This is a genomic window from Varunaivibrio sulfuroxidans (genome assembly GCF_029318635.1).
Lineage (GTDB): Bacteria > Pseudomonadota > Alphaproteobacteria > Rhodospirillales > Magnetovibrionaceae > Varunaivibrio > Varunaivibrio sulfuroxidans.
Genome location: NZ_CP119676.1, coordinates 355563 through 368152, shown reverse-complemented (window position 1 = coordinate 368152; position 12590 = coordinate 355563). Strand labels below are relative to the sequence as shown.

Below are 12590 nucleotides of genomic sequence, written 5' to 3'. Positions count from 1 at the left end.
ATCCGGATATGGCGGGAGTAAATTTTTCACATATCCACACGAACGACAACAACACATTGATTTATCTTCTATTTTCATGTAAATATGAAAATTATTTTTTTGTAAAAATGAAAATATTGTAAAATCACAATTCCCAACCCAAGAAGATAAACCCAATGTCCAAAACGCCACTTCTCGGTCATAAGGTCAGACGCCTGCGTATGGACCGATCCATGAGTCAGGTCCAACTCGCCGAACGCTTGGGCATTTCGTCGAGTTATCTGAACTTGATCGAGCATAACCAGCGCAATCTCACCGTCCATCTTTTGCTTCGAATCAGCGCGGCGCTCAACGTTTCTCCGCAAATTTTCGCCACGCAAAACGAAACCAAGTCGATCGCCGAACTTACCGAAATTCTGAAAGATCCAATGTTCGAGGATCTTTCCATAGACGAGCGGGAAATTAATGCGATCGCGAGCGAACATCCGTCGATTGGCGTCGCTCTATCCAAGACCTACAACGCCTTCCGCACGATCCAAGAGGACTATCAAAATCTCAACGAACGGCTTTCCCAGGATTCTCTTTTAGCCACCAACACTCATCGCCTGCGCACGCTATTGACGTCGATCGTCTCGTTTTCCGAGATTCTCCACGACAACGTCGATTTGCCCCCCCACGAGCGGCAGAATTTTCTCAAAATCGTTCTTGGGGAAAGCGAAAATCTCACCCAGACCGTCAATACTATGGTCGATCTCGTTTCCGGCGAGGGCATGACCGCCAAGGCCGTCAATACGTCCCCCAACGAAGCGGTCACAGATTTCATGCAGGCGCACAACAATTACTTCGACGACCTGGAGGTCGCCGCCCAGGATTTACGCCGCGAAGCGGGGATGGACGGGCTTTCCGTGCGTGCGCGCCTAATTAGTTATCTTATGGAAAAACATGGGGTTAGCGTCGAAATCGCAACCACCGACACCCACCAGAGCCGCGTTTCCATTTTCGATCAGACCAAACGCCATCTGGTTCTGTCGATGTCGCTGTCGCCGCCCAGCGTCAATTTCCACCTGACGCTGTTGATCGGTCACCTTTGCCACGCCCCCCTCCTCGAACGCTTGAGCGACACCGAGGCCTCGGAACTGACGAGTCCCCAGGCCCGTCTGAAGGCGCAGGGCGCCCTGGCCAATTATTTCGCGGGCGCGTGCTTGCTGCCCTACGACGCCTTCCTAGAGGCCGCCGAGGAAACCCGTTACGACCTGGAGCGCCTGCAACACCGCTTCAACGCCAGCTTCGAGCAAATCGCCCACCGTCTGGTCACCCTGAGACGCCCCGGCGCCGCCGGAATTCCCATGCATTTTGTTCGCGTCGATATGGCGGGTAACATCTCCAAACGGTTCAGCGCCTCGGGCCTGCGTATCCCGCGCTACGGCGGCGCATGCCCGAAATGGGTCATGCACCGCGCTTTTTTGACGCCGGGGAAAATCTGTCGGCAAATCGGCGAAATGAACGATGGCAGCCGCTTTTTTTCGATCGCCAAGGCGGTCTCCAAGCCGAGCCTCGGATATGGGCAGGATAAGAGTTTTTATTCGATCAGCATCGGCTGCGAAATCAGCCAAGCCAAACGGATGGTCTATGCCGACGGCCTGGACACTCAATCGCCTACCGTGGCCGTTCCCATCGGCGTCGCCTGTAGGCTGTGTACGCGATCGGGTTGCGCCCAACGCGCCGCCGCCCCACCTCCAAAAGCTCAAACCGAACAGCCGGACAACTGGCGCAATATATCGCCCGGCATCGGCGATACTTAAGGCTTCCGGTCGCCTCCAGCGGATCGACCCCGGTCTCTCTTTTTGTTGCGGTTTGATTTCTCCACACATTTGAGTCCAATGGCATCGGACTCAAAAAAAACAAAGCCCCCGAAAAAATCCGAGGGCTTCGTGAAATTGGTGGGCACTGCAGGATTCGAACCTGCGACCGTTCGATTAAAAGTCGAATGCTCTACCAACTGAGCTAAGTGCCCTTAAAAAAGAACCGCACGAATACCCCCTTGGGCTTTGGCGGGGTAACGCGCGCGTTGGTGGGCGGAACTTAAGCATCCGCGGCTTCGCGGTCAATACCCGAAAACGACCTCATCGTGGAAAAGCCGAAGAAAGGCGAAAAAAGGACCCGCCCCGTTATAGGTCGAAGCGCTCGCGTACCTTTTGGGCGACCCTGGGTGAAACGAAATGTTCGATATCGCCGCCCAGGCGCGCGATTTCCTTGACGAATCGCGACGAGATAAACTGATAGCGATCGGCGGACATCAGGAAAACGGTCTCCAAACTTGGGTCGAGCCGGGAATTCATCCCCGCCATCTGGAATTCGTACTCAAAATCGGAAACCGCGCGCAATCCACGCACGATCACGTTGGCCGACATATCTTGTACGAATTTGACCAGCAGGGAATCGAACGCCACGACCTCGATCCGTGCGCGGCGGTCCTCGCCCAAGGTCGCGATTTCCTCGTTCAACAGGGCGACTCGATCATCGACCGCAAACAGCGGATCTTTGCCGTCGTTCACCGCCACGGCGACGATCAAGCGATCGACGATCCGGGTCGCCCGCGCGATGATATCCAAATGGCCGTTGGTCACCGGATCGAAGGTGCCGGGGTAAACCCCGGTACGCTGTCCCGTCATAGTATTTTCTCCCTGATCACGGTTGGTTCCGCCTTACCGACATCGCTCGACGAGGAATGTCGGGAAACGATTTATTCCGACGAAATCCCGTCCCCGGGCGAACCATCGGAAGGCGTCCCCGCATCTTCGTTCCCCGCTTCCGTGGATGGCGCGTCCCCGCCGGTTTCCTCGGCGCCGTCGTCTTCATCCTCGTCTTCGTGTAGACGGGTCACCGAGACGACTTTTTCGCCCTTGGCTATCTTGAACAAGGTCACGCCCTGGGTATTGCGCCCGGCGATGCGCACCTCGGCGACACCGGTGCGGATCAACTTGCCGCCGTCGGTCACCATCATCACATGATCGGTGGCCTCCACCGGGAACGACGCCGCCACGGGACCATTGCGCGAGGAAGTTTCGATATTGGTGATCCCCTGCCCGCCACGTCCTGCTATTCGGTACTCGTACGCCGATGTGCGCTTGCCGTAACCGTTTTGCGTAATACTCAAGAGGAATTGCTCGTCGCGCGCCATTTCGTCGAAACGCTCGGCGCTCAATAAGCTTTGAGCGAAATCGGGCGCGACGGATTCTCCGTCGTCCTCTCCCCCATTCCCACCATTTTCGGCGCGCCTTTGGGCGTTCGAAATTTTCAAATAGGCATCGCGTTCGTCGGTATCGAAATCGACATGCCTGAGAATCGACATCGAAATCACCCGATCCTTCGCCCCTAGGCGCATGCCACGCACTCCGGACGACGCCCGGCTGGCGAAAACGCGCACAGCCGTCACCGGGAAGCGGATGCATTTTCCACCCTGCGCCGCGAGCAAGATGTCGTCATCCTCGCCGCAAACCTTGACCCCGACGAGCTGTTCGCCTTCGTCGAGTTTCATGGCGATTTTACCGTTCGACTTGACGTTGACGAAATCCGACAGGCGGTTGCGCCGCACCCCGCCCGACGCGGTGGCGAACATGACGAACATGTCCGACCATGTGCTTTCATCCTCGGGCAGCGGCATCAAGGTGGTGATCGTCTCACCCTTGTCCAGCGGCAGCAAATTGATGATCGCCTGCCCCCGGGCCTGCGGACTGCCCAGAGGCAGCTTGTAGACCTTCATTTTGTAGACCATGCCATTGGAAGAGAAGAACAAAACCGGCGTATGGGTATTGACGACAAATACCTTATTGACGAAATCTTCATCCCGGGTGCTCATCCCCGAACGTCCCTTTCCGCCCCGGCGCTGGGCGCGATAGGTCGATAGCGGCACCCGCTTGACATAGCCCGTATTGGTCACCGTGACCACCATGTCTTCACGCTGGATAAGGTCTTCAATATCGTGTTCGAATTCGCTGTCTTCCAACGCCGTGCGCCGAGGGGTGGCGAACTTGTCGCGCATTTCCAACAGTTCTTCGCGCATCACATCGCGCAACCTGCCCGGGGAATCCAGTATCTCCAGATAGCTTTCGATCTCGGCGCCCAAATCGCGCAAATCACCGGCGATTTTATCGCGTTCCAGCCCGGTCAGGCGCTGTAGGCGCAGTTCCAAGATGGCCTTGGCCTGGACCTCGGAAAGCCAATAAACGCCGCCATCTTCAACCTGGCGTCCCGGCTCATCGATTAACGCAATCAAGGGGGCGACATCGCTGGCGGGCCATGAACGCGCCATCAATTGCTCGCGGGCAATTGTCGAGTCGGGAGCCTTGCGGATCAGGGCGATGACCTCGTCGATATTCGCCACCGCGATTCCCAAACCGACCAAGACATGCGCCCTGTCGCGCGCCTTGGACAAAAGAAAAATAGTGCGCCGTCGGATCACTTCTTCACGGAAATCGACGAACGCCTGAAGCACGTCCTTTAAGTTCATCAACTGCGGTCGGCCGCCGTTCAGCGCCAGCATGTTGATGCCGAAGCTGGTTTGCAGCGGGGTATAGCGATAAAGCTGATTGAGGACGATCTCGGCCATCGCGTCGCGCTTGACCTCGACCACCACGCGTACGCCGTGACGATCGGACTCGTCGCGAATGTCGGAAATTCCCTCGATCCTTTTGTCGCGCACGCACTCGGCCATGATCTCGACCATGCGCGACTTATTGACTTGATAGGGTATTTCGGTGATGACCACGGCCTCGCGGTCCTTGCGGATTTCCTCGATCGTCGCCCGGCCGCGCATGATCACCGAACCGCGTCCGGTGTGATAGGCGGAATAAATCCCCTGACGCCCCAAGATGGACGCTCCGGTCGGGAAATCAGGTCCCTGAACATACGCCGTCAGGGCGTCGATGGACAGATCGGGGTCGTCGATCAAGGCCATGCAGGCGTCGATCACCTCACCCAGGTTGTGCGGCGGGATATTGGTCGCCATGCCGACCGCGATACCACCCGCTCCGTTGACGAGAAGATTGGGAAAGCGGGCCGGAAGCACCGTTGGTTCATGCGCGCTTTCATCATAGTTGGCGCGAAAATCGACGGTGTCCTTGTCGATATCGGCGACCAGGGCGTGCGCCGAATGGGCCATGCGCGCCTCGGTATAGCGCATCGCCGCCGCCCGGTCGCCGTCCATCGAACCGAAGTTGCCCTGACCGTCGATCAGCGGCAGACGCATCGAAAAATTCTGCGCCATGCGCACCATGGCGTCGTAAATCGCCGAATCGCCATGCGGGTGGTACTTACCCATGACGTCACCGACGATGCGCGCCGACTTGCGAAACGGCTTGGTCGCGTCGAATCCGCTCTCGTTCATGGAATGGATAATGCGCCGGTGCACGGGCTTAAGACCGTCGCGGACGTCGGGCAAGGCGCGGCTGACGATTACGCTCATCGCGTAATCCAGATATGAGGTCTGCATCTCGTCTTCGATCGCGATTGTCGCGATGGGAGAATCTGAAATGGGCGGCAAAGAGGTCGGATCAGACGTCAAGACTTTTATCCAATGCTTTCAATGATATAAACGGCCCTGAATCGGGCCGCTCACAGAGGCGAATTCTAGCCCACAACTGTAGCATGACACGTGCGGGACCTCAACCTCGCCACGCTCCGACGGCGGGAGACTTTCAGACACACCGAGTGGTGGAAAAACATCCCCACGAAAGCCCCTCCCGCCCCTTAATCATTCGACATGCACGCCTCTTCTTCACAGGGCAAAATTTCCACGGTAACATGGGATAGATCCCGCACTTCTTTCAGCAACGCCTTGTAATGGGCGGGTGGACGTTGGTGGTGGGTGACGACCGAGATCACCGCCCCCAAATGACCCGCCCCGATCTTCCATATATGTAAATCGGAAATTTTGTTATCGGCATCGGACTCAATCAACCGGCGCACCCGTTCGACGGTATGTGCATCGACGTCGCCATCGACCAAGACCCGCGCGCTATCGCGCATCAACGTGACGGCCCACCGTGCGATCATCGCCGCGCCCACCATGCCGATCACCGCATCCAACCAAGCCCAGCCGAATAACCGCCCCATCAACAGGGCGGCGATCGCGAGGATAGACGTCAGGGCGTCGGCGAGGACGTGCAGATAGGCCGCCCGGCGGTTCTGGTCGGTGTGATGAGGCCCCGAGCCGTGAGCTTCTCCGGCGGCGTGGGAGACGGGATGGTCGTGGGGATGGTCGTGGGTATGTCCCCCCGTTCCCCCGTGCAGGATCGCGGCGCAAACGAGATTAACGACCAGGCCGAGCGCGGCGACCGCCATCGCCTCGTCATAGCGGATGGTCAGCGGCGCCAACAGGCGGGACAGCGAATCCCATGCAATCAGCACGGCGACCATGGCCAGGGCGACGGCGCTGGCGAAGGCCCCCAGGTATTCGACCTTGCCGGTGCCAAAGGTAAAGCTGGGGTTGGCGGCATGACGCTGAGCATAGACGTAGGCGAACAGGGCGATCCCCAGACTGCCGGCGTGGCTCGCCATGTGCCAACCATCGGCCAGCAGAGCCATCGAATTGAAAACGGTCCCCGCCGCGATTTCGAGCGCCATGGTGACAACGGTCAGGACGATCACGATGCTCACGCGCCGTCGTCCGTCACGGATCGATTCCAGGTCGATGAACTCATGCTCGTGCCTCAAGCGTTCTATCGTTTTGCTGTGCATGGCGTCCTTAATTTCTCACGAAAAGCCATCTAACTCTTGCTGCGATACGATCACTTTACGCCATCGAAGCGCACCCGAGAAATAAGATCGAGGGGGAGGGATGCAACGCCCTCTCCCCCACGGTCATCCTGCGCCGAGAAGCGCCGGCATTGTCTTGGCCAAAGCCTGCCGCCGTGCGGTTTGCGATCCGCTCAGGGCAAACCCCAGGGGGACGCCGCCGCCGCCTTCGAATAGGGCCGCGCAGTCCCGTCCCGAACGTTCCGTCAGGACCCATTTCCCCTGCGCCCCGGGTTGGGGTGGGCAGACGACGAGCGCCAGACAGGGCGTCTTTACCGTCACCGGCATCGCCGCCATCTCCAGGCGCGCATCATCTCCCGACAGGACCTTCGCCAAGGCGCGCGCCTGGGCCATCAACGGCAGGACGAAAGGCTGCACGCCGGCCTCGGTCTCGCAACAATCGCCGAGGGCGTAAATATGAGGATCGCTGGTGCGCAAATTTTCATCGACGCTGATTCCCGTCGCCACGTCCAACCCCGCGTCCCGGGCCAGTTGGGTGCGGGGCAGCAGGCCGATCGCCGATAAGGCATGATCGAAAACAACTTTCCGTCCATCTTGAAGATGGGCGATATTTCCTCCGGTTCCCTTTTCCATACGGATCGCGGAATTTTCCATATGCAGATTAACCCCGGCTTCCGTCAGGGCTTCGCCGAGAAGCGCGCCCATTTCCTGGGGAACCAGACGCGACAGCGGCCAGGACGCGGGATCGAGCACGGTAATCTCGTGGCCACCCAACGCCAAATCGTTGGCGAATTCGCAGCCGATCAGGCCCGCCCCAATCAGCAATATCCGGCTGTTTTTCCCGATTCGTTCCCGCCAACGTCGATAATCGCCCAAGTCGTTGACCATCATCACGGGAACGGCGTCGTCCCCTTCGACTCGGTATGTCCGCGGATCCGCACCCATGGCGAGCACCAAGGTCGCGTAGCTTAATCGTTCGCGCCGACCATTTCCCCGGTTCAGCGTGATCGTCTTGGCGCGTCGGTCGATGGCCTCGACACGGGTTTCGGCCTTAATCGTGACGTTCAAGTCTTGCGCCGCATCGATGGATGCTTTCTGCACCAGTTGCGCGGGAACCTTGCCCTGGGCGAAGGCGTTGGAGAGCATCGGCTTGGAGTACATCGCCCCATCATCGGCGCTGATCAGGGTGATCGGCCGCTTGCTATCTCGTTTGCGCAGTTCGCGGATAAGCGTGTAGCCCGCCATCCCGCTGCCGACGATCACCAGTTCTTCTTTTTTTCGGTTTTTTTGCATACTCATACCTATCGCTCCTCGTCTTAAGTTCCGCCACGTAGGGAAACCGATGACCCCAAAGTGGGGCCATCGGTGCGCGCTCAATCCATCGGTTCAAAATCTTCTTTGGAAACGCCGCAGTCGGGGCAACACCAATCGTCGGGAATATCCTCGAAGGCGGTGCCCGGAGCGATACCGTCCTCGGGCATTCCCTGGGCTGGGTCGTAGACGTAGTTACAAACGACGCAAATATACTTTTTCATGTTTCTCTCTCTTTCGTTTCCAGGCCTCGAAGGGCGTTCGGCGCGGTGGCTTAGTCGTTTTTAGCGCGCGTCTTTTTCAAGGTTTCGCTGTAGTGATTGGCGTGGCGTTCTTCAACCTTGGCCAAGGCGGCGAAGCGCTTTGCCGCCTTATCGAGAACCGCGGCGAACATTTCGGCGTGCTCTTTCGATTCTTCGATCTGCTCGTCCATTTCCTTGACTGCGGCGTCGTTTTTCTCCTCCATCGCCAGGTGGCGGAACTTGGGGTACATCTCGGTGTATTCGTAGGTTTCCCCTTCGATCGCCAGTTCGAGCATCTTCTCGACGCTCAATTCCTTGGACGGGTAAAGCAATTCGAGATGACCGAAGGCGTGGGCCGTCTCCTGCTCGGCGGTTTTTTCAAAAACTTCGGCGACATCGCCTGCCCCCAACTCCCGACAACGCCGAGCGAAATACAGGTATTTACGGTTAGCCATGGATTCGCCGGCAAAGGCCGCTTCCAAATTTTCGATCGTGACCGATTTGGGATTACTGCTCATCGTCAATTTCCTTTCGTTCGTTGCGCCGCGACGCGTCGTGCGTTTTGGCTCTGGAAGGAAGATGACAGATCGTTTATATTCGATCCAACCGATTATTTATATTTCTGTGATTGGAAAAAACGATTATGATTCTCCCCACCCTGCGCCAGCTCCAGTATCTTGTGGCGGTGGTCGATCTGCGCCATTTTGGCCAGGCGGCACAGCGATGCTTCGTCACCCAATCGACCCTCAGCGCGGGAATTCAGGACCTTGAACACATTTTGGGCGCGGCCCTGATCGAACGGACGAAACGTAAGGTCTTACCCACCCCCCTAGGGCGCGATATCGCGGCCCAGGCCAAGGACGTTTTGAACCGTGCGGAATCGCTCGTGGATGCGGCGAAAGGCGACACGCTTCCCCTGTCGGGACGGTTTCGTCTTGGGGTTATTCCCACCATCGGGCCGTTCGTGCTGCCGTGGGTGCTTCCCGAATTACGCCACGCCTACCCCGATTTGCGCCTGTACCTGCGCGAGGAACAAACCGCGCGCCTGCTGGAAAATCTGCAATCGGGCGACCTCGACGCCGCCCTGCTCGCCCTGCCCTACGAGTTGGGCGGCATGGAAAGCGTCGTTCTCGCCGAGGACCCGTTCTGGGTCGCCTGTCCGAAAGACCATTCCTTGGTCCGCTCCGTGGGCAAGGGCGCGGCGATCGACGCCGGGGCGATCTTAGTTGATGATTTGCTGTTGCTTGAGGACGGTCATTGTCTGCGCGATCACGCCCTCAGCGCCTGCCACCTGGAAGACGCAAAAAAACGGCCCGAGGCGTTTCAGGCGACCAGCCTGTTGACCCTGGTGCAAATGGTCGCCAACGGCTTGGGGGTGACCTTTTTGCCTGAGATCGCCCTCAATTCGGAAATCGTGCGCACCGCGGATATTGTCGTACGCCCCCTGGGAGGAACGTCCGCGCCGCGGTATCTGGGATTAGTTTGGCGGCGCTCCTCGCGCCATAAGAAAGAAATGAATTTACTCGCCGATTTTCTTCGCCGTGCGCTAGCCGACTTTAACGCAAAATATCCCGCCGGAGACCTTCCCTCCAAAAAATCGGAGCGACGGTCATGATCGGATTATTGGTCTAACGCGCGATGCGCGGGGGGGGTCTAACGCGCGATGCGCGGGGGGGGGGCCTAACGCGCGGCGCGCGCACGAGCGCGCGGGCCTAATGTCCGGCGCGGACCGGCGCGATCGTCGCCAACCTTGGCGACAAGATCGACAAAGGCGCCGACGACGTCGTCGGCGCTGATTTTTTCAATCAGGCTATTGCGCCGTGAACTGAAGAACATCTGCGATAAGCCGCGCCCACGCGAACGATCGAGAAAAACGTCACGAGGATTGTAGGGCAGGTACATATGCGGGCCAGGACCGAAAATGATGAGGCTGGGAATATCGACGAGATGGGCAAGGGTCGCAGGCCCGCTGTCGATACCGATAAAATAATCGCCCTCGTCGAGAACGACCATCAGTTCGGCAAGGTTGATATCGCCGATCAACGAAAGGGTCGGCGCATCAATCCGCTCGGCGATATGCGTATAATCCACGCGATCCCCCTCCGTACCGATAAAAATAAACCGATACGGACCGCTATCGGCGATCTTCCGCAAGGCGTCGATCCACCGTTCGTTGGGAAAACGTTTCATCACCCAGGGCGTTCCCGTGTGCACGATCACCGTTTTTTCACCCTGCGCGAAAGAGGCGATACGCCCCCTGACCCGGTAATCTTGGACGGTTGGGGCGAACATCTCACCGAAATGCATGTCCGGCGGCGGCGCGCATCCGGCGACGCCACCGAGCATTTCGAAATTAACGGCCCTCCACTGCTTCGGAGTCTTGCCCCGAATCAGACAAAACGACAGATGTAGACCGTAGCGCAGGAAAAATCGAAATGACGTGCACAAGGCCTTGGCGCGGACGTTCTTGACCAAGGCAAACGCCTCCGGGCTCATACGCAAGGCAATTATTTTTTCATACCCATCCGGCGGCGTCATGTTTTCTTGAGCAATCGCTCTTTCGCGTCCGTACACCGAAAGCGTGACATAGACCCTCTCCACGCCGATGATCCTCTCCGCGAGGGGACGCGCCGCACCCGTTACCACAAGGTCAACCGGCGTCTTTGGATGACGTGCGATGAAATCCCTAATGGCTGGGACGGATGCACCAAACTCGCCAATCAGACAGGGGTTGACGATAAGAATGCGCCCATTGCCGTCGCTTTGCGGTTTTTTCGTAACATTCAAAAGAAGAAGGAAAATAACCTCCTTCCACAGCTTAAAATATTCCGAATTAAACCGTAGCCGTGGCTTTTTCGCCGCGCTCATACCAGTAACTTTCGCATACGGACGATTTGAACGACAAACTCAAAGAACGAAACCGTCTGAAAGATATCACGCCACATAAGCAGTTCGCCGCGAACGCCGCGCCAAAACCCTCTTTTGTGGAATTTAAAATCGTTAAGAACCCCATCTAACATAACCGTGCGCAAGCGCAATTTGCGACTCACGACGAGACGGTTCAAAAACACTTCAAGCCCGAAACTGGACATCGCCTCCAATTCGTCCAAGTGCGCGTCGCACAGAGCACGTGGCAACACGCGTTCGCCGCTCATGATATCCAGCCCCCCCATTTTCATCCACAAGGGCGTGTTTTCCCGCATACTTATGGCGACATCCGCCTCGCCGCCACGGATCGGCGCGATTAAATCGCGAATGCCCCGCGCCGTCAGACCGATCAAGTCGGCGTCGAGGAAAAGCACGTATGCGCCCCTCGCCTCACGCACGCCGCGCGCCACGGCGCAACTTTTTCCGCGGTTTCGATCCTGCGCGATAAGCCGCACGGTCTCGTAACGCTGCATGGTTTCGCGCACGATATCGCAGGTGGCGTCGCTCGACCCGTCGTCCACCACGATGATTTCCTCAAGCTCGTCGCCCACGGCGGCGATCGCTTCGAGAATTCTGGCGACCGAACGTTCCTCATTAAAGGCGGGAACGATACATGAAATGGTAACCTCCGAGGCGGTGGCCGTCGAATATTGATTTGTTCGGGTCATCTTTTGCCGTTGCGTTCCCTTGTTTCCCGATCATTCGGCGCATGGGGGTGTTTTTCGCCCTCGTCGTCTGCTTCGCAAATAGCCCCATCTTCTTTCCCGAGGGCATCGTTTTTTTCGAGAACTTCTTCTTCCATAACGTCAATTTTATGGCGCGCATACCTGCCGACGGCGACATGAACGATGATAAAGGCTATCACGCCACCGGCGAGCGCGAAATACGCCAGATCGACGTAATTCAGCGCCATCGCGTAAGAGTTTCCCAGCACGTAACCGAGCACCATCAATACGCCATATTGAAAAAATGTGACCGGCGCCGCGTATTGGATGAATTTCCCAAAAGGAAGTTTGACCGCCCCGGCACTTGCGAGAAAGGGTAAGCCCATCCCATATGCTAACTTTCCGAAGAACATGGTGAGACGTCCGTGGCGCGTCCACAACCTCCCCAGCCCCTTTACCTTTTCCCCGGAAAGGTATGTATTCACGAGATCGATCTTTCCTCCATAGTAGCCCAGCGCATAAAAAAGCGCATCGGGAATGATATCTCCCAGGATAAGGATTGCATATGCCAACCAAAAATCGAGAACCCCGGAATGGGATAGAAAACCCGCAATCAATGCGATCAAAGGCCCCTCAATCATACCGAGGGGGAGAAGCACCAGATATTTATATTTAACGAGGATGCCAAGCGACCATTCCATGGTTTACG

At 57.5% G+C, this 12590-nt stretch carries 11 protein-coding genes and 1 tRNA gene; 2 read left to right on the top strand and 10 right to left on the bottom strand.

Annotation, left to right across the window (positions count from 1 at the left end; translation table 11 throughout):
• Positions 1–212: 212 nt before the first annotated feature.
• Positions 213–1781: a short-chain fatty acyl-CoA regulator family protein gene (locus tag P3M64_RS01605; RefSeq protein WP_165886363.1), complete on the top strand. Its 1569-nt coding sequence runs from the start codon at positions 213–215 to the stop codon at positions 1779–1781.
• A gap of 136 nt (positions 1782–1917) precedes the next feature.
• On the opposite strand, the gene P3M64_RS01600 is transcribed toward P3M64_RS01605, so the two are convergent.
• The 7 genes from P3M64_RS01600 to P3M64_RS01570 form a co-directional block, all read right to left on the bottom strand.
• A tRNA-Lys gene (locus P3M64_RS01600) sits at positions 1918–1993 on the bottom strand.
• Positions 1994–2147: 154 nt separating this feature from the next.
• Positions 2148–2651 (bottom strand): pantetheine-phosphate adenylyltransferase, encoded by a 504-nt coding sequence (gene coaD / locus P3M64_RS01595; RefSeq protein ID WP_132939582.1) that lies wholly within the window; start codon positions 2649–2651, stop codon positions 2148–2150.
• Positions 2652–2722: 71 nt separating this feature from the next.
• Positions 2723–5542, bottom strand: coding sequence for a DNA gyrase subunit A (gene gyrA, locus P3M64_RS01590; protein WP_407702162.1), 2820 nt, complete (start codon positions 5540–5542; stop codon positions 2723–2725).
• Positions 5543–5727: 185 nt separating this feature from the next.
• Complete coding sequence (gene dmeF, locus P3M64_RS01585) at positions 5728–6717, bottom strand: CDF family Co(II)/Ni(II) efflux transporter DmeF (RefSeq protein WP_132939584.1); 990 nt, start codon at positions 6715–6717, stop codon at positions 5728–5730.
• 123 nt (positions 6718–6840) lie between these two features.
• Positions 6841–8034: an NAD(P)/FAD-dependent oxidoreductase gene (locus tag P3M64_RS01580; RefSeq protein WP_243644803.1), complete on the bottom strand. Its 1194-nt coding sequence runs from the start codon at positions 8032–8034 to the stop codon at positions 6841–6843.
• Positions 8035–8108: 74 nt separating this feature from the next.
• On the bottom strand, positions 8109–8270 hold the full coding sequence (gene rd / locus P3M64_RS01575; RefSeq protein ID WP_132939585.1) for a rubredoxin: 162 nt from the start codon (positions 8268–8270) through the stop codon (positions 8109–8111).
• Between the two features lie 50 nt (positions 8271–8320).
• Positions 8321–8806, bottom strand: a complete 486-nt coding sequence (locus tag P3M64_RS01570; protein WP_132939586.1) for a rubrerythrin family protein — start codon at positions 8804–8806, stop codon at positions 8321–8323.
• 125 nt (positions 8807–8931) lie between these two features.
• Between P3M64_RS01570 and P3M64_RS01565 the strand changes: the two genes are divergently transcribed.
• On the top strand, positions 8932–9903 hold the full coding sequence (locus P3M64_RS01565) for a hydrogen peroxide-inducible genes activator (protein WP_322111145.1): 972 nt from the start codon (positions 8932–8934) through the stop codon (positions 9901–9903).
• Between the two features lie 65 nt (positions 9904–9968).
• Here the strand turns inward: P3M64_RS01565 and P3M64_RS01560 are convergent, their stop codons facing one another.
• Genes P3M64_RS01560 through P3M64_RS01550 form a run of 3 tightly spaced genes read right to left on the bottom strand, consistent with a single transcriptional unit; the run spans position 9969 to position 12582 of the window.
• A complete protein-coding gene (locus tag P3M64_RS01560) occupies positions 9969–11156 on the bottom strand; it encodes a glycosyltransferase family 9 protein (protein WP_132939587.1) in 1188 nt (395 codons plus the stop codon).
• Complete coding sequence (locus P3M64_RS01555) at positions 11153–11884, bottom strand: glycosyltransferase family 2 protein (protein ID WP_132939588.1); 732 nt, start codon at positions 11882–11884, stop codon at positions 11153–11155. Before P3M64_RS01555 ends, P3M64_RS01560 begins: the two co-directional genes overlap by 4 nt.
• Positions 11881–12582: a DedA family protein gene (locus tag P3M64_RS01550; RefSeq protein WP_132939589.1), complete on the bottom strand. Its 702-nt coding sequence runs from the start codon at positions 12580–12582 to the stop codon at positions 11881–11883. Before P3M64_RS01550 ends, P3M64_RS01555 begins: the two co-directional genes overlap by 4 nt.
• Between the last annotated feature and the right edge of the window lie 8 nt (positions 12583–12590).

Excerpts from the sequence above, each read along its gene's own strand:
- P3M64_RS01555 (WP_132939588.1), bottom strand. The coding sequence starts at position 11,884 with ATGACCCGAACAAATCAATATTCGACGGCCACCGCCTCGGAGGTTACC.
- P3M64_RS01550 (WP_132939589.1), bottom strand. The coding sequence starts at position 12,582 with ATGGAATGGTCGCTTGGCATCCTCGTTAAATATAAATATCTGGTGCTT.
- dmeF (WP_132939584.1), bottom strand. The coding sequence starts at position 6,717 with ATGCACAGCAAAACGATAGAACGCTTGAGGCACGAGCATGAGTTCATC.
- P3M64_RS01565 (WP_322111145.1), top strand. The coding sequence starts at position 8,932 with ATGATTCTCCCCACCCTGCGCCAGCTCCAGTATCTTGTGGCGGTGGTC.
- P3M64_RS01580 (WP_243644803.1), bottom strand. The coding sequence starts at position 8,034 with ATGAGTATGCAAAAAAACCGAAAAAAAGAAGAACTGGTGATCGTCGGC.
- P3M64_RS01605 (WP_165886363.1), top strand. The coding sequence starts at position 213 with ATGAGTCAGGTCCAACTCGCCGAACGCTTGGGCATTTCGTCGAGTTAT.
- P3M64_RS01560 (WP_132939587.1), bottom strand. The coding sequence starts at position 11,156 with ATGAGCGCGGCGAAAAAGCCACGGCTACGGTTTAATTCGGAATATTTT.
- rd (WP_132939585.1), bottom strand. The coding sequence starts at position 8,270 with ATGAAAAAGTATATTTGCGTCGTTTGTAACTACGTCTACGACCCAGCC.
- coaD (WP_132939582.1), bottom strand. The coding sequence starts at position 2,651 with ATGACGGGACAGCGTACCGGGGTTTACCCCGGCACCTTCGATCCGGTG.
- P3M64_RS01570 (WP_132939586.1), bottom strand. The coding sequence starts at position 8,806 with ATGAGCAGTAATCCCAAATCGGTCACGATCGAAAATTTGGAAGCGGCC.